The organism is Shewanella nanhaiensis, from assembly GCF_019457885.1.
GTDB lineage: Bacteria > Pseudomonadota > Gammaproteobacteria > Enterobacterales > Shewanellaceae > Shewanella > Shewanella nanhaiensis.
In genome coordinates this window covers 86,525-108,127 of the sequence record NZ_JAHZST010000015.1, presented here as the reverse complement: position 1 = coordinate 108,127, position 21,603 = coordinate 86,525, and the positions used below count along the sequence as shown (strand labels likewise).

General features: G+C 44.5%; 19 protein-coding genes. 9 read left to right on the top strand and 10 right to left on the bottom strand.

The window, feature by feature from the left end; translation table 11 throughout:
* Window positions 1-116: 116 nt before the first annotated feature.
* On the bottom strand, window positions 117-1,406 hold the full coding sequence (locus tag K0625_RS18420; protein WP_220111022.1) for an O-acetylhomoserine aminocarboxypropyltransferase/cysteine synthase family protein: 1,290 nt from the start codon (window positions 1,404-1,406) through the stop codon (window positions 117-119).
* 151 nt (window positions 1,407-1,557) lie between these two features.
* On the opposite strand from K0625_RS18420, the gene K0625_RS18415 reads away from it, so the two are divergent.
* From K0625_RS18415 to K0625_RS18405, 3 genes are all read left to right on the top strand, one after another.
* Window positions 1,558-2,061: a zf-TFIIB domain-containing protein gene (locus K0625_RS18415; protein ID WP_220111021.1), complete on the top strand. Its 504-nt coding sequence runs from the start codon at window positions 1,558-1,560 to the stop codon at window positions 2,059-2,061.
* Between the two features lie 421 nt (window positions 2,062-2,482).
* Window positions 2,483-3,313 carry a DUF3465 domain-containing protein gene (locus tag K0625_RS18410; protein ID WP_220111020.1) on the top strand — a complete coding sequence of 277 codons (831 nt, stop codon included), beginning with the start codon at window positions 2,483-2,485 and terminating at the stop codon, window positions 3,311-3,313.
* Between the two features lie 100 nt (window positions 3,314-3,413).
* Complete coding sequence (locus K0625_RS18405) at window positions 3,414-4,094, top strand: Crp/Fnr family transcriptional regulator (protein WP_220111019.1); 681 nt, start codon at window positions 3,414-3,416, stop codon at window positions 4,092-4,094.
* 279 nt (window positions 4,095-4,373) lie between these two features.
* On the opposite strand, the gene tsgA is transcribed toward K0625_RS18405, so the two are convergent.
* Both tsgA and deoD read right to left on the bottom strand, forming a co-directional pair.
* A complete protein-coding gene (gene tsgA / locus K0625_RS18400) occupies window positions 4,374-5,549 on the bottom strand; it encodes an MFS transporter TsgA (RefSeq protein ID WP_220111052.1) in 1,176 nt (391 codons plus the stop codon).
* A gap of 158 nt (window positions 5,550-5,707) precedes the next feature.
* Entirely contained in the window at window positions 5,708-6,412 is a 705-nt protein-coding gene (gene deoD, locus K0625_RS18395) for a purine-nucleoside phosphorylase (protein WP_220111018.1), read from the bottom strand.
* Between the two features lie 643 nt (window positions 6,413-7,055).
* Between deoD and K0625_RS18390 the strand changes: the two genes are divergently transcribed.
* Window positions 7,056-7,478 (top strand): hypothetical protein, encoded by a 423-nt coding sequence (locus K0625_RS18390; protein ID WP_220111017.1) that lies wholly within the window; start codon window positions 7,056-7,058, stop codon window positions 7,476-7,478.
* A 77-nt stretch (window positions 7,479-7,555) separates the two neighbouring features.
* Here the strand turns inward: K0625_RS18390 and K0625_RS18385 are convergent, their stop codons facing one another.
* From K0625_RS18385 to K0625_RS18365, 5 genes are all read right to left on the bottom strand, one after another.
* Complete coding sequence (locus K0625_RS18385) at window positions 7,556-8,617, bottom strand: class I SAM-dependent methyltransferase (RefSeq protein WP_220111016.1); 1,062 nt, start codon at window positions 8,615-8,617, stop codon at window positions 7,556-7,558.
* Between the two features lie 46 nt (window positions 8,618-8,663).
* The gene (locus tag K0625_RS18380) at window positions 8,664-9,533 is read right to left on the bottom strand and encodes a hypothetical protein (RefSeq protein WP_220111015.1); all 870 of its coding nucleotides are present in this window, start codon (window positions 9,531-9,533) and stop codon (window positions 8,664-8,666) included.
* A gap of 84 nt (window positions 9,534-9,617) precedes the next feature.
* Entirely contained in the window at window positions 9,618-10,397 is a 780-nt protein-coding gene (locus K0625_RS18375; RefSeq protein WP_220111014.1) for a hypothetical protein, read from the bottom strand.
* Between the two features lie 257 nt (window positions 10,398-10,654).
* The gene (locus tag K0625_RS18370; RefSeq protein WP_220111013.1) at window positions 10,655-10,981 is read right to left on the bottom strand and encodes a hypothetical protein; all 327 of its coding nucleotides are present in this window, start codon (window positions 10,979-10,981) and stop codon (window positions 10,655-10,657) included.
* 274 nt (window positions 10,982-11,255) lie between these two features.
* Window positions 11,256-12,116 carry a LysR family transcriptional regulator gene (locus K0625_RS18365; RefSeq protein WP_220111012.1) on the bottom strand — a complete coding sequence of 287 codons (861 nt, stop codon included), beginning with the start codon at window positions 12,114-12,116 and terminating at the stop codon, window positions 11,256-11,258.
* Between the two features lie 192 nt (window positions 12,117-12,308).
* On the opposite strand from K0625_RS18365, the gene K0625_RS18360 reads away from it, so the two are divergent.
* Window positions 12,309-13,073, top strand: a complete 765-nt coding sequence (locus tag K0625_RS18360; protein WP_220111011.1) for a methyltransferase domain-containing protein — start codon at window positions 12,309-12,311, stop codon at window positions 13,071-13,073.
* A gap of 57 nt (window positions 13,074-13,130) precedes the next feature.
* Here K0625_RS18360 and K0625_RS18355 read toward each other — a convergent pair whose 3' ends face one another.
* Window positions 13,131-15,242, bottom strand: coding sequence for an alpha-amylase family glycosyl hydrolase (locus K0625_RS18355; RefSeq protein WP_220111010.1), 2,112 nt, complete (start codon window positions 15,240-15,242; stop codon window positions 13,131-13,133).
* Window positions 15,243-15,870: 628 nt separating this feature from the next.
* On the opposite strand from K0625_RS18355, the gene K0625_RS18350 reads away from it, so the two are divergent.
* On the top strand, window positions 15,871-18,141 hold the full coding sequence (locus K0625_RS18350) for a lipoxygenase family protein (RefSeq protein ID WP_220111009.1): 2,271 nt from the start codon (window positions 15,871-15,873) through the stop codon (window positions 18,139-18,141).
* 15 nt (window positions 18,142-18,156) lie between these two features.
* Window positions 18,157-18,501, top strand: a complete 345-nt coding sequence (locus K0625_RS18345; RefSeq protein WP_220111008.1) for a hypothetical protein — start codon at window positions 18,157-18,159, stop codon at window positions 18,499-18,501.
* 85 nt (window positions 18,502-18,586) lie between these two features.
* On the opposite strand, the gene fdxA is transcribed toward K0625_RS18345, so the two are convergent.
* Window positions 18,587-18,910 (bottom strand): ferredoxin FdxA, encoded by a 324-nt coding sequence (fdxA, locus tag K0625_RS18340; protein WP_220111007.1) that lies wholly within the window; start codon window positions 18,908-18,910, stop codon window positions 18,587-18,589.
* 222 nt (window positions 18,911-19,132) lie between these two features.
* Here fdxA and K0625_RS18335 point away from each other — a divergent pair, with 222 nt between their 5' ends.
* Both K0625_RS18335 and K0625_RS18330 read left to right on the top strand, forming a co-directional pair.
* Window positions 19,133-20,740: an NAD(P)/FAD-dependent oxidoreductase gene (locus K0625_RS18335; RefSeq protein ID WP_220111006.1), complete on the top strand. Its 1,608-nt coding sequence runs from the start codon at window positions 19,133-19,135 to the stop codon at window positions 20,738-20,740.
* Window positions 20,741-20,816: 76 nt separating this feature from the next.
* Window positions 20,817-21,536 carry a pseudouridine synthase gene (locus K0625_RS18330; RefSeq protein WP_220111005.1) on the top strand — a complete coding sequence of 240 codons (720 nt, stop codon included), beginning with the start codon at window positions 20,817-20,819 and terminating at the stop codon, window positions 21,534-21,536.
* The last annotated feature ends 67 nt before the right edge of the window (window positions 21,537-21,603 follow it).

The following is a 21,603-nucleotide window of genomic DNA, read 5'->3' as shown; positions in this document are numbered from 1 at the left end:
GGTCTTTAGGTTGAATGACTAGGTACAATTATTAGGTTGAAATAGTGGTCCTGTTTTACGGGGAGTTTTACCCGAATAGAGCTTTTATCTACTCTACTCGGGCAATTAATCGTGGTTTATTTTACCTGTTCAAGTGCTTGCTCAACATCAAAAATAATGTCATCGATATGTTCAATACCCACCGAGATCCTAACTAAGTCCTCACTCACGCCAGCTTTCGCTAGTTCCTCTGCATCGAGTTGTCTGTGGGTGGTTGAAGCTGGGTGACAGGCCAGTGATTTTGCATCACCAATATTGACTAAACGTAAGATCATCTTTAAGCCGTCGATAAAGTGACCACCTGCCTCTTTACCACCGCCTGAGAGGGTTGATTTGATGCCAAAACTGATGATCCCCGATGCCTTACCACCTGCGATCTTATGGCAATTATCTTGAAATGGGCTGTTTGGAAGGGCTGCATAATTGACCCAGCTCACCTTAGGATGCTTCTCTAAATATTCAGCAAGAGCCAGTGCGTTACTGCAGTGACGTTCCATACGAAGCGCCAATGTTTCTAGGCCTTGAAGTAGCAGAAATGCACTTTGCGGGGCAAGGGCGGCGCCGGTATTACGTAGGGGCACAACACGGCAGCGGCCAATAAAGGCTGCGGGGCCAAAAGCTTGGGTATAAACAACGCCGTGATAGGAGGAGTCGGGCTCGTTGAGTAGGGCAAAACGCTTAGGCTGCGCAGCCCAATCAAATTTACCTGAGTCGATAATCACGCCACCTATGGTCGTGCCGTGGCCGCCAATGTATTTTGTCAACGAGTGGATCACGATATCGGCGCCATACTCAAAAGGCTTGCAGAGCACTGGCGTGGCAACCGTATTGTCAACCATTAAAGGGATACCATGCTTATGGGCGATATTGGCTAAGCGTTCAATATCGACAATATTGCCTGCCGGATTACCTATGGATTCACAAAAGAGTGCTTTGGTATTATCGTCAATCAAGGCCTCTAAACCATCGAAATCATCGAAGGCCGCCATACGCACATCGACGCCTTGGCGAGGGAGAGTATGAGCAAATAGGTTATAGGTGCCACCATAGAGTTGGCTGGTGCTGACAATATTATCGCCCACTTGGGTCAATGCCTGAATTGCATAGGTGATGGCCGCCATGCCAGAAGCCACAGCTAATGCGCCTATCCCCCCTTCGATAGCCGCCAACCTTTGCTCCAACACATCTGTGGTGGGATTCATGATGCGTGTGTAGATATTTCCTGGAACTTTAAGATCAAATAGATCGGCGCCATGCTGAGTGTCATCGAAAGTGTAAGAAGTGGTTTGGTAGATAGGAACCGCAGCAGCTTTAGTGGTGGCTTCCGATTCGTATCCGTGGTGCAGTGCCAGTGACTCGAGTTTCATCTTATCTATCCCAATCCATTTGAATGAAAGTTGAACATATCAAATGGCCATCTAGAAGTCTAATTTGTTAAGTAGTGAGGTCACTTGGATGTTTGATTTGTTATTCGAGGGTTCGTAAGATGGAAAATGGATATTTTTTAAAGGATTTAAGATGAAGTGCGCTAGAACCAATATAGATTTAACTCCCGTGAAAGTGGGTGGGATCACTGTCGATATCTCAGAAGCTTGCGGAGGTGTATTTTTTGATAATAACGAGCTTGAGCACTTTGATGAAAAACATGAAAGGAGAGGGCAAGTACTTGTTGAGCACCTTAGTCAGTTTGTGCCTCCACAACTGAATTTAAGTGAGCGTATCTTCTGTCCTAAATGTACTGATGTGGTGATGGCTAGGCACTTTTATAGTCCAGAGCACCTGGTTGAAATCGATGAGTGTCCTGGGTGTGGCGGTATATGGTTTGATTATGCTGAACTTGAAAAGCTTCGAGAACTATTTCCAAATCAAAGCGACAGGCAGAGGGCTGGAGAGAGGTTTATCTCTCAGATGGAAAGTAGGTCCCGTTACATCACTCATCAAAGGGAGCTGGAAAGCAAAGAGGAGTTGGCTAGCCGTTTACGAAGAAGAGGGATGTACTTCATCGACTTTTTTCTAGAGTGATCATTATTTATAAGGGGCTTGTTTGCGATGTGAGTTAGGTTGGCCTTCTCCTTTATCCTTGTGTGAGAAATGTATAAATTTCTCTATGTAAAACCGCCTTTTAGAGTTACATTTTATATTATTAGATAGGTTGTCATATACCAATCGGTATAAGAAAGTGATCTACTCAGAGTTTTTTGGCAAGCTAATTCAAGGCGAATGAATGACAGAATGGTTATTCCCTTGTGAGTTCATTCAACGCAGAAGTAGGCAGCCAAAAACACTCCTTACAGGCGAGTTTTAGCTCATCCGATGCTGTGTTAACGAGCTTAAACGTAGAATAACTATGTTCCTCACTCGTTGCCTTGCCTCAGAAGCGCTAAACTCTCGCTGAGCGATCACATCTTTATGCCGATTGGTATTAGTAGGTTAAATGGAGTTTATGCAGCAGAATATTATCAAAGGCACCTTAGTTCGTTGGAAAGATGATAAAGGTTTCGGTTTTATCCAAGCTGAGCCGGAATTAGATAGAGATGTCTTTATTCATGCCTCAACCCTAAGCCATATGAGCCGGCGTCCTAAAGAGGGAGATATTATCTATTTTCAACTTGAGCGCAAATCAGATGGCAAATTCAATGCTGTTGAAGCGTATATTGAGGGTGTTGAACGTAAGAGTGAAGAGGATACTAACTCTAAGGCGAAAAAAGGTCTGAGAAGTCAGCAAAGAGATACCATTAACAGCGAAAAAAGAGCGAATCAGTCCCAGAGTCAGACGAGAGGTATTCTCTATCGGATCGGGATCATGATGTTGGTATTGGCTGGTGCTAGCTTCGCTTATAACAGGGTTGTGGGCTCGTCGGGAGCATCGAATGACTCATTTGAGCTGTCACAGAGCAGTACCATTGTTGCAGACAATGCAGCTTCTTCTTTATTAAATGCTGGGGTCAATGTCGTAGCTAAGGCTTATCAAAATAGGCAAAATGGCGTGCAGGTTAGTGCTTTCGGTACGGTTATTAAGTTACTCGATGATGACAATGAGGGCAGTCGCCATCAGAGGTTTATCCTACGTTTGTCCAATGAGCAAACCTTGCTGGTGGCTCATAATATCGATCTGGCTCCTCGTATTGAAACTATTGCTCTAGGTGATATCGTCGAATTTAACGGTCAATATGAGTTCAACAGTAAGGGAGGCGTTGTCCATTGGACCCATGATGACCCCCAAGGAAAGCATGTTGGCGGCTGGCTTAAGCATAATGGCCAAATCTACCACTAGCGTGATATTTGTGGCTCACTTAGGTTAGCAAAGTGAGCATCTATCATTCATACGTGAGAGGGTTATAATATCCACCTCTCTCTTAACTCGCTTAACTCATATGCAGCTAAAACCTCTCTCTAAAGGGCGATTTCATTCGCTCTGGCAGCAGGAACACCATGATATCGAAGAGATCATGGCAGACTGTATCAGTGATACTCGTTTGGTGCCCGCTCATCATAAATTGATGGAGCAGGGGCAAAAGGTGAGTTCGCTTATTCTCGTTAAGCGGGGCCGGATCTCCATGGGGTATACCGCGAGAAATGCGCGTAGCTTTCAGTTAGGGACTATGGAGTGCGACTCTCAGATCTTTGGTGAGATGGAGTTTTTTAGCGATTATCTGTGTCAGCTCGATATCATCGCCGAAGAGGAGTTGGAGATTCAGATTATTTGTGGCGATAAGCTACAACGAGCACTCACTCAAAAGCCGATGTTCGCCCTTTTCTTTGCCAGTGCAATAGCCATTGATTATCAAGATACGGTGGATATTCTGACCCGCCGTATGCTCTATCCTATCGCCTATAACATCGCTTACGATCTCTATCATCAATATCTCAATGATCAACCTGTAGATGGCTTTACTAAGTGCTATCTAGAGGCGGAACGTTTTGCCACCACAGATAGGGTATATCGTCGTGCGGTGAAGAGGTTAGAGGAGCTGGGATTGATCTTAAGGGACAAGGAGGAGGGGATAGTGATTAATGATCTCGATGGTTTGATCGCTTATATCGAGGAGAGTTAATTAAAAAAGCCCCGCGAACGACAAGTTTGCGAGGCTAGTTTTAGGGTAACTTACGCTACCTTAGAGAGTGACAAACTTCTTTGCTTCTCCTGTTGTTGACTGGCCTTCATCATCAACAAACTGAGCCGCTTAGCTCGCCTCATCTTGATTTTTCGCATTCTCGTTTTAACTCTAATCGTTCTCGGTTTTCGCATGGCAGTTCGCTTATCTCTGTCATTCTAGAAGTTAAAGTTATACCGATTGGTATCGGCTCGATTATACGATCTTTTGCTTTCAAAATTAAGCCATGGCTAAACTGTTTTCAGTCGCTTGGCGACGTGAAACCACTAACATGGTTAAAATAATGGCGTATATCACTGGTATGGCATACATCACACTTTGTAGGCCGATAACGGTTTCGAACATCGCACTGATGGCGGGGCTAAACATGGCGCCAGCACTGCCGCTGATTAAGATGTAGGAGACATTTTTACTGCTGGCTTGTTTCACAAATGAGACACCATAGGCGATAAAGGCATTGTAAAGTGCAGCACAGGCGAAGCCGTAACCATAGGTTAGATACCCCATCCACTCAAGCTTGTCTGTGGTGACAATGATGCTAGTGATCACTAGCGCTAAGGTCATCATACCCATAAGAAAATGCTGAATTTTGACTCTGGAAACGATAAGTGTCGAGACTAAGGCACCGACAAGCGCCGCTGACCAGTATTGAGTGATGATATTACCTGCTTCCTCAAATGGGATATCAAACTTCTCTTTAACGAACATAGGTGCCCATGTAAGGAAAGTATATAGAGCTAACATGCCGAGAAATAAGCCGATTCCTGCGCTGATGATTGAGAAGTTCCACTCAGATTTTTCACCGATGTGACTCCCGCTAGCATCACTCTTAGGCTCACACAGATCGAAATTTGTAAGCAGTGCAACGTTTGCGGTGATAAGTGCAACCAATCCAACGGCTAGGTAACTATAACTCCAGTTAAGCGCATGACTCAGGGCGTATGTCGTGATAAGTGGGAAAACCACACCTGCAACATTAAAAGTCGCATCTTGAACCACCAACATGGTGCTCTGTATTTTATCTTTCCACACTGAGACCACAATGGTTCCCGCAATACAAAGGCCCACGCCACCACATAGGCCAATTAATGTCATGGCGATCATAACGACACTTAAGGAGGAGGTGAAATGTAGGCTTGCCGCACTGATGGCAATCAGCATATAGCTGATAAGAGTAATACGCTTAACTCCTATTTTTTCTATCAAGAAGAAGGCGGCGATGGTGCCAGCTAGTGCGCCACCGTTGAGTAGAGAGAAGATGGAGGCCACCTCATTAATATTGGCGGAAAACTTCTCTGCAATGGGTTCAATCAACATGCCAAACTGCGTTGCAAATCCCGCCATAATAAAGTTAGCGAGGAAGCTTAACAGGGTTAAAGAGATTTTATTTCTCATCATAGATTCCTTAGTCTTTTAAATCTCGCAGCACGGATATTGATTATTTTTATGTGTTTCGGGGCTTTATTTTTACCTGCACAGAGTGTTGCATGGCTAAATGAAAACACCTTTGTGCTGCGAGTGTATTTAGTCTGGTTTCAGGCAAAAGGTTGGTACTAACAACAAGCAGTTTCTAGCGCTAGCTCAATCATCTGATTAAATGAAAGCTGACGCTCTTCGGCCGAGGTTTCCTCGCCTGTGATGCAGTGATCTGAAACCGTTAAAATGGCTAAAGACTCTATGTGTTGCTGGTGCGCTAAACCATACAGTCCCGCCACTTCCATATCCACTCCCAATACGCCAAAGCGCTCTAGGGCTGGGATCATATCTTCATCGGGATCGTAATACATGTCACCACTGAAGATATTGCCAACCTTGACACTGATCTGTTTATCTTGTGCGGCAGTATAGGCCTTATGGAGTAGGGAGAATGTGGCTGAAGTCGCCATCTGATAGCCACTGCTGCGTTTAGCATTGGTTGGAGAGTCTGTGCCAGCAGCTTGAGCTAAAATGACATCGTGTAGTTTGACATCTTTTTGTGTCGCCCCTAGGCTGCCCACACGTATGATACGTTTCACACCAAAATCATTAATTAGTTCATGGGCATAAAGCACCATAGAGGGGATCCCCATACCGTGTCCCATGACCGAAATAAGTGCCCCTTTATAGAAGCCTGTGTAACCTAGCATATTTCTTACATTGGTCACTTCAACAGCATCGGTAAGATAAGTTTCGGCAATATATTTAGCGCGCAGTGGATCGCCTGGCATGATGATGGTTTCGGCAAAGTCGCCAGCTTGGGCATTAATGTGTGCAGTCATAGATAACTCGCTTTCTTAAAATTCGCCTTGTCACCTTTTATATTGATGTACAAGAGCGGTTAAATTTATCCGATGGTAAGGCGAGGTGATGAAAGGTTTAAGGACAAAAGTCCGCATTGTCGAATATAGGGGAATTTTTTACTCAAACTAGCCCACTTGACCTAGTGCTGCCCATGCGGGAAAAATATTGAAAGTTTGTTTGTCTAATACTTGCGGGTTATACCAATTGCATTCAGTATGTAATCAATTCAGAGTGCCTCAGGGTTTTCAATTCAAGGCGCATTGATGAGGAAATGTTATTCCCTTTTAAGTCAATGCAAAGCAGAAGTGGACATCCTGAGTCGCTCACATAGTGCGGGCTTCAAAGCACTTTATGCTGCGTTTGGGGCTCTAGATATAGAATAACTATTAGCTTCAAGCCCCAGCCTTGCCTACAGCGCTTTGAACTCCCGCTGAATGGTCAGATACTCAATGCAACTGGTATCTTGAGCAAATATGCTAGCTAACTGTGCTGTAATAGAGAAATTTTCAAGATAGACCTTCTGCTAATGTACTCATTTGTAATCTCGTGTAATACTTTGGTATTATCAAAAAAGGTAAACTGGCTCTAATCATTAACAGCTTGAAATACAAGGATGTATATATGAAATTAGAAAATAGGGATATTGCGATGAATAAGCAAGTGTCAGGTGAAGCAGATGCAGAGGAGGCGTTGTTTTACAGTGAGTTGTCTCAATCTGAGCTCGCTGAAAATGATACTTACCTGCAGAGCAAAGAGCCCCTTGATGATGAACAGATCTTATCAAAGTTTGCCAGAATAAAGCTGGAGGGAACTTCAGGTTTCTTTGGGCAATTTGTTTACCTTATTAACATGTTAGATGTGGCGGTTGAGGTGACACTCAATAATGTTATGACCCGATATAATCAGCAGCCAGGCTGGGAAAAAACCGAGTCATATACAATCCCTCCTAAGCAGAAACTCCATCTGGGTACCAGCAGCTCTGGAAAGGTGGCCAATGGTGCTAATTACGAGTATTCACTATTGAGCGCTAAAGCATCTAACTAGCATAATACGCTAGTGTGATGACCACCTTGTTGTTCCACTTTTATATTGATTGCTATTAGTACTGTGATTAAGCTGTTTTACGCTTTAGCTTGGATCACAAGATTTGTGGCAGAGGTTGTCGCAATAGCAACTGAGCTAAACCCTGCCTCCTGTAATATCTCTATAAGTCGCTTTGGGCCTGCTTGAGCGCCTAAACATAAGCCGACATCTTGCGAGCGTGAATTAGGTAAACAGATCAATGTTGAAGCTGCATAAAAGACGCCACCTAAAGGATGAAGGTTGTCCTCGGTTTTATCACCAGCCATGGGCTCTACGATCATTAAAGTGCCATCGGGTTTTAGTGTGCTAAGTATATGTTTAGCTACGCCAACGGGATCGCCCATGTCGTGGAGTGCATCAAATATACAGACAAAATCATAGCCATCTTTAGCTGGTATATGGCTGGCATCTGAGGTACTAAACTCAATATTATTAACACCTGCCGCCATAGCCTGAGCTTTGGCACTTTCGATTGATCCTTTATGAAAGTCGTAACCGAAGATCTTAGATTTAGGAAAGCTTTTAGCCATCAGCACCGAGGATGACCCGTGACCACAGCCAATATCAGCAATGGTGCCCCCATCTTCCAATTTGTTCAATACGCCATCCATTGCTGGGATCCAGTTGTCGATTAAATTGATCTCATAACCCGGTCTGAAGAAGCGGTCTGTTCCGCAAAACTGGCAGGTATGTTGTTCACCCCATGATCGCCCTTTACCAGAGCGAAACACCTCTAGAGCCATTTGATACTCGGCATATTGAGCCACAATAACCTGAAATAGGCCATGCATATTGGCTGGACTTTTCTCAACTGCAAGCACTGCAGTTTGCTCTGGAGTGAGATAAAAGCTTTCCGTATCATTGTCATAGCTGACGTATTCACTGGCTGCGTTGGCGCACAGGAGTTCCTGCAGATACCTAGCATCAACATTGGCTAGCTTAGCTATTTCATCTGCTCCTCTTAATTTTCCATCAGCCATGGCACGATAAACCCCAGTTTGATCGGCGATATATGCCAATAAAATATTAAAGGCGGCACTGGTATTTCCCACCACCTTGCCGACCAATTCATCTAATTTTTCTGTATTTAACTCTTTCATCCTTTCCGCCTTAACTCTGGTCCGTTTTGTTAGCTGTGTATCCCTGTTACCACTTATTGCATTTTTTAATCGCTTTTGGTGCTGCAGCGGTGACAGCAACACCTGTGGTACCACCTGATTGGGCTGTGATGTAAGCAGAAGCAGAGCCGACCGCGGCTTTACATAATTTATCTCGCCAATTTTTGGCTAGCTTTCCCGCCATTCCATCTCCCGATAAAGCGCCATTAGCGCCAAAAACCTTGCCTGATAGATTCGCTGACCAGCCACCACATTTTGTGGTTTTGAAATAGCCGAAATCGATACCCCAGGTGCGTTTGCAATAGATGACATAGTTTTTATTAGGTTTAGTGTTGTAGAGAGAGAAAGGCATGCCAGATAAGAGTTTAGTGCCATTTTTACCCCCGCCTATTTTCCAAATAAAGTGAGGGTTGTGGTTATCATCACTGATATTAATACCTTTTTTCTGTCTTTTATATTTTAGCCAGCCATAGGGATTTAAATTTAGGGCGACGACATCGCCGTATCTAAGTTGCCCACCTCCTTTTTTTCTCTTAACCAATAAGTTCATCTTCTTTGATGAAGGTTTGCGGCACCCCAGATTGGCGGCGAAGGTCCTCTTTTGATGTTTTAAGCCACAGTTACTCGCTAAATTAACGAGTTGGTATCGGTTACCACTGAGAATTGGACGGCCCACAGTGCCAGCATTCATGGTCCATTGAATAACATTGAGCTTTTTATTCATACTTTTAGGAATGCTAAATGCCAAGGCATGATCCACTGTCTGAGTACTGCTTTTGGTCTGATGTTGCATCTTTATCATGGCTGCTTTTTGAGTTGGGGATCTATTTTCTGCATAAGCGTTAGCTAGCCCTAATAGGGGCAGAGCAATAAGCCAAATGAATGTGATGGTTTTCATGGTGAAGCTCCTTTGATTTAAAAGTTAATTTCCATTTTTAACTCTGTTTTGGGTCTTTTTATCAGACCTTTTGATAGTAATGAGTCAGTCAGAACCTTTCTTCGACGGCAGATCAATAATCATGGGGCAAAATGAATCAGCGGCAACGATTGTGACTTCGAAGCCATCCCAGTTATTGGTTGCTGGACTCTTAGTTCGGGTATAAAACACGTTGTTATCAATCTTTGAGTGAAACAGTTTATGTTCTCGAGTATTAATATTTTTCTTGTCTCGTCGATACCAAAGGCCGGAGGCATACCAGCCTTGAACGCCGATAGCTGGGTTTATTGAGTCTCCTTTGGCAAATTTAAGTACGGTTTGCCGTGCGATAGGTGCCAACTTATTCCAAGGTTTGCTTCTATTGTTTTCACGTCTTTTGACTTTCTTCTTACTGCAGTTCCTTGGGATTTTTCCGTCAAAATCTTTGGCGTAATAGCGTTTGCACTTACGTCCTGAACGGGTCCATTTATGGTTGATAGGTTGTGAATAGAGTTGGGCTAGCTTGTCGAGCTTCCAGGTTAAGTTGCGCTTGGTTTTGCGAACAGCTGAAAGTTGGGCGATAGCCCATAGCATGGTATTAGCCTCAACTTCAGTGGGGTGACCATAGGTCTCTCCATCTATCATTCTGGCGAGCCAGAGAGCCGTGTCGGCAGAGATTTTTTGCTCATCACCATCGCCGTAGCATATTTGTCCTAATTGACTCTCTTGAGGCAAGGTTTGGGCACTGGCGTTAGAGATGGATAACATCATGGCACTAAGCAAGTATAAGAGACGATGTCGTTGAGCTTTGAGGTTATAAACCGTCGATATCATGAGTCCGTTCATTTTCTTACTCTCGGTGTTTATTCGGTAATTAACACCATATAAGCCTGTAAGCCGACTGTGAAATCGTCATTTTCTATTGAGTGATTAGTTAAATTAATCGGCTATTTGAGAGTCGGGCAAATTGCTGATGGTTAAGATTGGTTTTTGACATATGGGCGGTTTGAACTGGGGGGATATTGATCTAGCTCTGGAGGTATGATTTTTTAGTGAGCTACCTTAGATAGATAGCCCCTTTTTACGGGGCTACTTCTACTTATTTATTTGCTCTTTGATTTAGATTCATAACCACGAAATCGATCTTTTGCTATCTCAAGTTCGAGTTGAGCTTTATCTAGACGTAGCTTTGAAGATTGAAGTTCTATAGCTACCATCTGCTCACCAAATTTAGGTATTAAACCGCTACCAGGAATTGCTATATCAACTGTCCCGTCATCACCTGGGTCTATAGTGTCATCTGGTAAAGGTCCTATAAAACATACATGTTCAGCACTACCGCCACCTCGAATAGGTGTGCCTCCATTACGCTCACACCAGCCTCTAAATAAAATCCAACCATCTACTACGCCATCTCTTTTCTTTGCCATGATAAATATCCTTTTTAGGTGCACTATCCTTAATCCTCCCATCGAGGAAACTTATCCAATCAATCTGTTCGCTTACTTACGCAGTATTGGTTGGATAGCAAACACCGTATGAGGTTTGAAGTGGCCTGTGAAATCGTCATTTTCTATTGTGTGATTAGTTAAATTAATCGGCTACTTTGATTGCTCGATTTTTCAGTTATTGTTCACTGACAGGGCTATATTGAGTGGGAGTATATAAAGTAAAGGGATTAATTGGAGCGAATAAAGAACTAAGTTAAGGCTGTAAAAATAGGGCTGCGCGATTTTTAAGGGTATCAATTACCTCTTGATAGAGAGTGGTTAAATACTGATTACTATGGTAATAGAGAACGAGAGGATTACTGACGACGTGTGGGTAGGGGATGATCTCAATGTCGTTTAAGTCAGAGATTAAATGACGGGAGACGATAGCTTGACCAAATCCCAGTTTGACTCCATCGATCACCCCATAGATATCGTCGTAATAGCAGCGCTTAAGACTGACATCGCCTAACCCCTGACTTTTAAAAAAGCTGAAGGTGGTCATATCCTGAATGTCATGATCTAAAAAGACCTGATTTTCATCTGTGTGCTCTATGTGGCGGGCATGAACTATCTCCTCCTCACCTATTTTTACCTTATTGAAGTTGATGAGGTCGTTGAAGTGATCCAATACAATAAAGTCGGCCTCACCGGTTTTTAGCATGGAGGGGAGGTCTCTCATCTCACGGCTGAAGAACTCTACATGAATATCCTCTGAGCTGTCTAAAATAGGCTTGAGGGCGGGCATAATGACAGAGCGCAGTATTGAGCTATATGCTGCCACTCTTAGGGTTCCACATCTACCACCGTTACTGTGGCCCGATATTTTGGCTAATACCTCCAGCTCCATACTTGAGATGTTACGTACATACTCTAAGAGAAGTAGGCCAGATTGAGTGAGAGTGACACCGTCATTGCCTCTGATAAACAGTGTGGTCTCTATCTCCTGCTCTAGCTTGAGTACTCTCTGTGAGAGTGCAGGTTGAGTGATGCACAGGACATCGGCGGCTGTGTGGAAGTTTTTTGATATGGCGACCTGATAAAAAGCCGATAACCTGTCCTTATTTATCTTCATGACGAGCCCATAGGTGAGTGCCTGTTGTGTATCTTTGCACAAGTTTAGGTGGATAAGTAGTCTGTTTTTTGTACTGCTTAGTTCGGAGAAATTAAAGCTGAATCACACTTCAGTGTTTAATCTTGGCAAATGATGGTAACTCCTGCTCTTTGTGACAAAATACCGCCCCCTTAAAATCAGACCTTTAATCCAGTGCAAGACAAGAACTTCGATACACTCGCGCATAAATTTGCCAAAAATATTTATGGGACACCCAAAGGTGATATTCGAGCCGCAGTTGTTTGGCGAGATCTGCAACTGGCTCTCACTGAGCTGGGTGACAAGCCCTTAAGAGTATTAGATGCTGGTGGCGGCTTTGGCTTTTTCAGTCAAAAGTTAGCGGCGCTTGGTCATGAAGTTATCTTGTGTGATATCTCTGCAGAGATGTTGTCTCTGGCACAAGCTCAGATAGACTCAGCCGAGAGAGACTTAAATATTCGCTTAGTTCACAGCCCTATTCAGGCGTTAACGCTAGCAGAGTATGGTCAATTCGATCTGATTTTATGTCATGCGGTGGCTGAGTGGTTAACCGATGCTAGAACGACATTAAGCCAATTAATAGAGTTGCTTAAGCCTAGTGGTTTATTTTCTTTGATGTTCTATAACAAAGAAGCGATGCGTTTTCATAGTTTAGTCTCGGGCAATTTCGACTATGTGGCAGCTGAGTTTAAGATCAAGAAAAAAGTAGGATTAACGCCGACTCATCCACTGTTTATTGATGATGTAAGAGGTTGGTTCGATGACTGGAACATGGAGCTAGTATCTCAGTCTGGGGTGAGAGTTATCCATGATTACCTTAAGCATTGTCAGCCGCAAGGTTTCGATTACGCTAAGTTATTGGAGATGGAGCTTATCTATTCCCAGCGAGAGCCCTATATCTCTTTAGGTCGTTATGTACACTTTATCGGCAGAGGATAAAGTGCACCCTAAGTTGTTTATAAATAGCTCTCTTAGTTCAGGTTAATCTATCGAGTATTACTGCCAATTAACGCTAATACTGGAGTCGGTAGACCCCGCGTTGAGCTGATGGTTACTGCCGCTCTCCCAAATCACCTGATTGCCATTTTTCTTAATAAATTTAAACTGCAGTTGGGTGTTTGTGGGAACGCTGACATCTTGATACCAGTTCGGATACTGCTCAACAACTTGATTATAGAAGGGGCCGATAGCTTTGTCGGGATCCCAGCTACCAAGCTCTGGGATATTACCTACAAGGTAGATAGCTTCCCCCCATTGGGTGTAACCATTTTCCAGAATAAAACGCACCGACTTTTGCGGTCCAGTAAGCACATCTAGATCTGGATAACTGCTCTGTCCGTTTGATGTGGTGAGCTTTACTGAGTAAGTGCCTGCAGAGATAGTCGGGATCTGGATTTTTACTTGTGTATCGGACCAGCTAAGAACCTGTGCATTTGTGGCTCCAACTTGAACCGCTCCTGTGTTGCCAAATCCTCGTCCATCTAAGGTGAGGGTATCTCCTGGCGCTGCCATCATTGGGCCTACATGGCCAAGTTTTGGTTGAGTTTCACTGGCGGTATACTGCCAGACTCCCACCTCTCCACTGCTTAAGTTGAATGGAGTAACGGCGCCATTGGCTGAGACGTCGATACTGTTACCATTGAGTTTACCTGTGAGGATATCTGAGTAGTTCCCTTGAGGTAATGCGGTGAAGAGGCCTGTTAAATTATAGGATTGGCTACTGCTGCGATTGATGGCAACCAGAACCACACTACTGCCAAATTGACGTTCATAAACATAGACATCTGAGTTTGACCAGCGCTCTTGAGTATCGCCATAAGCCAGTGCTGGATTAGACTTGCGCAGAGGCGCTAGGGCTTTTATCACCTTGTAGGCTGTGGTGGTTTGATTAAAGTTTGGCATCATTGCGCGATTATTAGGATCCCCGTTGCCCGTTAAGTATTGCTCTGTGCCGTAGTAGATACCGGGCACGCCCCGTGAAGTTAGCGTGAAGGCAAGAGCCTGCTCGACGCGGCGTTGATTGACGCCTGTTTGCTGGAATCTGTCCATATCGTGATTGTCGATAAAGGTGACTTGATCGATAACCTCCTGATAGCTAGAGGATGTTGCCTGTATCATCTGATCCAGTGCACGCATATCGGCAGTTTGATCGCGGAACACTTTACGGGTGGTTTGTGCAAACTGAAAGTCCAGCAGACTCATGCCGCTATTGTTGGCAAAATCATGGTTAGCGGGATCAACTTCATTGCTGCCCAAAAACCACTCCCCGAAACTAAATACGGGTTTATGTTTGTAGATGGCGCTCATCCACTTCTTCTGCCAGCCCAAGGGCATATGCTTGACTGCATCGACGCGGATCCCATCGACGCCCTTATCTAACCACAGGGCAATAGCCTCCTGTAGATACTGATCCATCTGTTGGTTTTCATGGTTGAAGTCAGCTAAGTCGAATAGATTGCGATAGATGCCATCTTCAATGGTTGAAAAGTCGGTGCCGCCATTATGGTGAAACAGGTTGGCAGAATCATTACTATAGCCGCCCATTAAGACGCCATCATTATAGAGTCGACCATTTTCGGCATAACTGCTGTCATCACTGGAAGCGGGTGAGCTGTGGTTGGGGGCAAAATCGATAATGATCTTAATCCCTAAGTTATGTGCGGTTTGGATTAAGGTATCGAACTTGTTGAAAGTGCCAAAGTAGGGGTTGGTTCGCTTAAAGTCTCTGGCCCAGTAGGCATGGTAGGAGGTGCTTCCTTGGGCGTCATTGAGCACGCCGTGAATATTTTCGACGGGCTGAGAGATCCACAGCGCGGTGATCCCCATGTCGCTAAAATACCCATCGTTGAGTTTATCTATGATCCCCTGCCAATCACCACCACAATATTTCTTAAGATTGCTGCAACTGCTATCCAACATGGCTGGTGGCGGATTATTACCGCTATCCCCGTCTAGAAAACGATCGGTGACTATCTGATATATCACATCGGTTGAGTAGTTCACCGTATTACTCACATCGGTGTCGCTAGCTAAGCTTTGAGTGGCAATCAGGGTGGCAAGCAGTGGCAGTAGATGAGGTTTTCGTAAGGCAGAGTTTAAGCGTGTCATTGAGTCTATCCTCTGTTGTTATTCTGTTCTGGCTCATGTTTAACATCTAGGGAGCGAAGAACGGCTTTTCAGGGTATGGATGATTCTGTTGTAAATTTGATATTTTTTGATATGAATTTGTAATTTGACACTCTTTCATAGCGGAAAATATAAGCAAGTTTTTGCATACGTATTCATTGTCTAGTCACTGGAAATCATGGGGGATTAAACATATTTCGAGGACGTTTAATTAAGAAAATAGCTCCGAGACTCTCTTTTTTATCTCTCCTTCATATTTTTAAGTATTCATAACATGCTGTTTAGTTGAATATTTTTTCTTTCTTACTTCTCAGGATAAGAGACTGGCATGCATTGACAACGAAACCTGCCTGAAATTGTGTAGGTTAAATAATGATGTGGTGCTTTCACTGTTTGTCTATTGATAGATGCGCTTAATAGACTTGAGGTCATTTTACCTATAAACGCCTGTGACCACATTCGCTCCCTAAAGGGACAGAGGAACAAGTGAGACTCGATTTGAGCTCCTTGTTAAATTTTGGATTGTGGTCAGTTTAAAAAACTCATAGAGAGTACTGAAAAGAGTGCTGAGTTGTTACTGATCACGTTTTAGATTGAGATAGGCTTAGTTATGACTAATAAGAATGACAATCAAGCGTTTTTGGATTCGCCTGAGTATCTTAAGCTCCAAGAGCAGTTAGCCCTGTATGAAGACTTACGTAAAAATGGCGTTCCAGAAAGTAGTGCGCTCACAAGAAGTGCTTTCTCTGATGGGAGTATGGAGCGTGCAGCGGCCAATGATTACCAAAGGCTTTGCCCCGTTGATCCTGATAATCCTAACTATCAACCTGGCGCCGTTACTGGTGCTGGCATGCATGAACTTCCTGAGTTTCCCTTTCCTGTTCTGCCGCAGGATTCAGATACTACCACTGAGATTTTGCGTAAGCAGTTGGTGCAACTTGCATCTGAAAATAACTGGCATGATTTTGACCGCTTAGACGGCACGCCAGTGCACGGCAACATCAACTCTGATGAGGTGAGTAACAACACGCCTTGGACAATTCGAGGAACGGCAGCATCCCGTGCCGATAGGGCGCAAGAGGGAAGTTTTGGTGTTGATGATGCTTGCTTACAGCGTGAAGATGATTGGCAGTTATTCGATGCCAGTTTTCGATATGTAAACGCCAACTTAGCCCGCTTAGTGTTAATTGGTGGGCCTGCATTGGTGTCGGGTTTGATATTCCTGCTCTCTAAGTTAATTGAGCTTATCTTAACAGGAGGTGATGCTAAGTTTGAGATCATCGAACCTATCACCTCGGCTGTGCCCCCTGTGCGAGTCCATGATGCACAAGATCTGCTTTTTTATCCCTATGATATTGACTCAAATGGCCAACGCATCGATGACCCACAGTATCCTAAACCCACATGGCATGAGGAGTGGGAGAGTGATGATGTGATTGCAGACTTGCAACTTGCGGCCCAAACACCTGTGTTTAATTACTTTAAACCCTTCACCCAATATCAGGATAACTTCCCTATCACCAACGGTATGTTCAGGCGTATTGCGGGGTTTGAGAATGACGACCTTGATGATGCCATGAGCGAAGGCCGATTATTTATCACTGATTTTCATGAGTTTAATGATGAAGTGTTGGCTCAGTTTCAACCCGGTCGTTCCCATTTAGATGTGCCCGCTTCCGGTGGACGTCTTTATGCTTCAATTGCGCTGTTCGCAGTGCCTTTGGGGAGTGATAAGCTGAAAATTATTGCAATTCAACCGACTCAACGACCACCTGAGCATGATTTTGAGTGGTTCTGGTGGTACACCTTTGGTATCGGCAATAACGCGAATCCAGCCTCGAAAATAATTACGCCAGCCGATAATGAGTGGACATGGAAGATGGCCAAAAATACATTTACCACCATGTACTCCATGTCCAATGTGGTGGATCATCTCTCAACTCACGTGTTTCTCTATCCGGTAGCCACAGGCTTTTACCGCAATATTCCAGAGATGCACCCGTTGTCAGCATTAATCTTGCCTCACCTGACCTCACTGGCTTTTAACAACTTTACCGGGATCTTCTTTGAAGTGGGTACCCGCCTCGAGGATGAAAATGGTGATTTGATTTATGGTGATCCCCTCAATGGCTTATTGACTGGAGCGGTTAATTTGATCTCCGGCTTTAGCAGTAAATCTTTCTTAGACAGCACAGTTAGACGCTCGCAACATTACCATTTTGTTGAGCATGGCCAGCCACTGGACCGCGCTGAGCATCCTGATTTTAATGCTATTGGAGATTTTCCTCAGCATGATGATAATACCGAGACTTGGGGGGCTATCCGCCGGTGGGTGAAGGGGTATATTCGCCTCTACTATAAAGACAACGCCGATGTCAGAGATGATTATGAACTGCAGGCGTTTTTAACCGATGTTGCTGGTGCTGGAGTGAATGGTTTCCCTCACTCAGTATCAACAAGACGTGAGCTTATCAATACCGTGACTCACCTTATCTACTGGATGAGTGTTAACCATGCCTTGGGTAACTTCTCTGCATTCCAGCCTTTAGGCGCATTGGGTTACTACTCATCACTGCCACTGGATCCTAACCAAAGTCGCAGTAAACATGACTGGCTAGGTGCGTGTCCACGCTTAAATGTTGGCATGGCGTTGTTTGAGTTTACCCGCCTGTTTGTTGATCTGCCGACTCCTTGGCATCGCTCATTGGGTAAGTACCCACAAGGTAACTTTATGCATGATCCACGTGTTTATACCCATCTGCATGAGTTTGAAAACAAAATCAAAGAGATTGATGACGGCTTGAGAGAGAAGAATAGTAATAGACGTTGGGCCTATGATCTTAGATATCCTTCAACAATGACAGTAAGTCCTTGGAACTAATAAGGGAGAGAGAAAATGTCAGAAAATACCATGAGTCGCAGAAAGGCGATAAAACTGATGGGCAATGTCACGGCTGCAGGAATTGTCTTGTCATCAACGAGCGTGAGTGCAAGCTCTGCACTGTTGTCGGGTGGCGCTGATACCGCTTCATTGAACTCTGAGGAGTACCTAGCGCACCTGTTGTCACGCAAGTTTGCCAACAGTAAACAGGTAACACAGGCGGAGATTAAATTGTTTTCAAAGCGTTATATCGAACATCAAGGGGAGAAGTTTGATCCTAGGGTGAGCCTAAAGACGCCGCTGGATGAATTGAATCTGATGAGAGAGTTTGTGATGAGTGTGAAATACAGAGCGGTTTAATTAACTGCTTAATAGAGGTTTCATTAAGCTGTGTGCTGGCTTTAAGCCAAAGGTTTGCCCCCTTTGGCTTATTTTTTTACTGCCGCTAAATGATGAGATGTTCTCTTTTATCTTTCACACCATCCCACTGCTCAGCATCAATAGGTGCATCAATAACTTGTGTGATCACTGGCCAGATCTGAGCAAGTTCAGCATTGAGCTCAAGGTACTGCTCCATCCCTTCGGGTAGGGCGTCTTCTTGAAAGATGGCCGCTGCAGCACACTCAGGTACACACAGCTCGCAATCGATACACACATCAGGGTTGATGGCTAAAAAATTTGGCCCTTCATGGAATGCATCGACGGGACATACCGCGACGCAGTCTGTGTATTTACATCTAATGCAGTTATCTGTGACAACGAAAGCCATATTATTCTTCGCAACTTTGATTTGATTTCTGTTAAACTCTCGCCCGAAAGTCTAACTCGCAGTGCCGGGATCATACGGATCCAATCACGAATTTCAATGTTTTTTGATTTATCAAGTATGACAAATTGATGTGATAAACATGGATGACTCGTCTGCTCAGTATACCGCACCACTTTGACGTTTATTTTTACTATAACCAAGTAACATAAATCTGGAAAAACCATGATACGCCTCTCTAATATTAAACTCGACCTCGATCACTCTCCAGAAGAGTTGACTCAAGCCATTTTAACCATGTTGAACATCTCTGCTGATGAGCTGGTTGAAACTGTGGTATTTCGTCGTGGTATCGATGCCCGTACTAAAAACCGTATCTTTTTGCTCTATACACTCGATGTTACTACATCGAAAGATGCCCTTTTGCTTGAGCAGTTTAGTGATAACCAATCGGTGAAACCCACGCCGGATATGAGCTATAAGTTTGTGGCTAAGGCCCCTGAAGATCTTGGTGAGCGCCCCGTGGTTGTCGGTTTCGGCCCTTGTGGTATTTTTGCAGGTCTAGTATTAGCTCAGATGGGTTACAAGCCAATTATTCTTGAGCGCGGTAAAGAGGTGCGTGAACGTACTAAAGATACCTTCGGTTTTTGGCGCAGTAAAAAGCTTAATACAGAGTCAAATGTGCAGTTTGGTGAGGGCGGTGCAGGTACCTTCTCTGATGGCAAGCTCTGGACCCAGATTAAAGATAAGAAGCATTATGGCCGTAAGGTGCTTAACGAGTTTGTTGAAGCGGGCGCACCGGAAGAGATCTTATACGTCAGCAAGCCCCATATTGGTACTTTTAAGCTAGTGAGTATGGTGGAGAAGATGCGCGCTAAGATTATCGAACTGGGCGGTGAGATTCGCTTCAGTGCACGAGTCGATGATCTGCATATCGAAGATGGCCAACTGTTAGGCTTAACCTTGGCGGATGGTTCTGAAATAAAATCTAAGCATATCGCCATGGCGATAGGCCATAGTGCCCGCGATACTTTCCAGATGATCCACGACAAAGGGGTCTATGTTGAAGCAAAACCTTTCTCTATCGGATTTCGAATCGAGCATAACCAGTCTGTGATAGACAAGGCGCTGTTTGGCCAATTTGCTGGTCATCCAATTCTTGGTGCTGCGGATTACAAGCTGGTTCACCACTGTAAATCAGGTCGCTCTGTTTACAGCTTCTGTATGTGTCCAGGTGGTACTGTGGTGGCTGCAACTTCAGAAGAGCACGCTGTGGTGACCAATGGCATGAGTCAGTACTCACGTAATGAGCGTAATGCTAACAGCGCAATTGTGGTGGGGATCGATCCTAGTGATTATCCTGGGCATCCATTAGCGGGTATCGATCTGCAGCGTCAACTTGAGAAAGCAGCCTATCTGCTTGGTGGTGAAAACTATGATGCACCGGCTCAGCTGGTGGGTGACTTTATGAATGGCACCTCTTCGGCTCAACTTGGTGGTGTAGACCCATCTTATAAGCCAGGGATCAGACTGACGGATATGACCAGCTTGCTACCTCAGTACTGTGTCGATGCGATACGTGAAGCGATCCCAGCGTTTAATAAGAAGATCCGTGGCTTTGCCATGGAAGATGCGACCCTTACAGGTGTTGAGACTCGAACATCATCGCCTATCAGTATTAAGCGTGGTGGCGATTATCAGAGTATCAATACTAAAGGCTTCTACCCATCGGGTGAGGGCGCAGGTTATGCTGGTGGCATTATGTCATCGGCAATTGATGGTATTAAGGTGGCCGAAGCGATGGCCCTTAGTATCAATGAGCAGGCGAACTAGTCTCCTTTAGGAGAGTATTTTGTTAAGAAAGGCCCTTAGGGGCCTTTTTCGCTTTCAGTATTATTAGAGTTTTATTATGCGTCTCGATAAATTTCTATGTAAGAGCACACAGCTGACACGCCATGAAGCTACAGAACTGATTCTGGCAGGCAAGGTCTTGGTCAATGGTGAATCTGTCGTTAGTCCTTCCGCTCAGGTTCATGAAAACAATCATATTCGCTTAGAGGATGGCCAGCGGCTTGCTGCCCGAGCATCTCGCTATATCATGTTGCATAAACCCGCCGGTACCTTAAGTTCGAATCTTGATGGCGATCATCCCAGTGTGTTTAATTTTATCAATTTAGAGCATACCAGTGAGCTGCATATTGCAGGTAGGTTAGACGCAGATACCACTGGGTTACTGCTGATAACCGATGATGGTCGTTGGTCATTTAACGTGTTTAACCCCAAATACCGTTGCGAAAAGGTGTACCGCGTTTCTCTGCGAGACTCTATTGAGGGAGAGATCGCTGGAGAGATTGATGCTGAGCTTAAAGCTCGTTTTGAGCTGGGGTTAGATCTACAGGGAGAGCAAGCGCTAACTCTACCTGCAAGGCTTGAGTTTGTTTCCCCTAAAGAGGTGCTACTGACTATCACTGAGGGGCGGTATCATCAGGTAAAACGTATGTTTGCGCGTGTCGGTAATCGAGTTAACGCCTTGCATCGAGAGCAGGTGGGGAAGATAAAACTTGATATGCCTGTTGGCCAGTGGCGCTACTTAACTCGTGAAGAGATAGACTCGATTCCTCAATACTAATTCTAAGACAAGTCCCAAGACAAGTTCCAAGATCAACTCCGAGATTAGTGGGTTATGATTAAGAGGC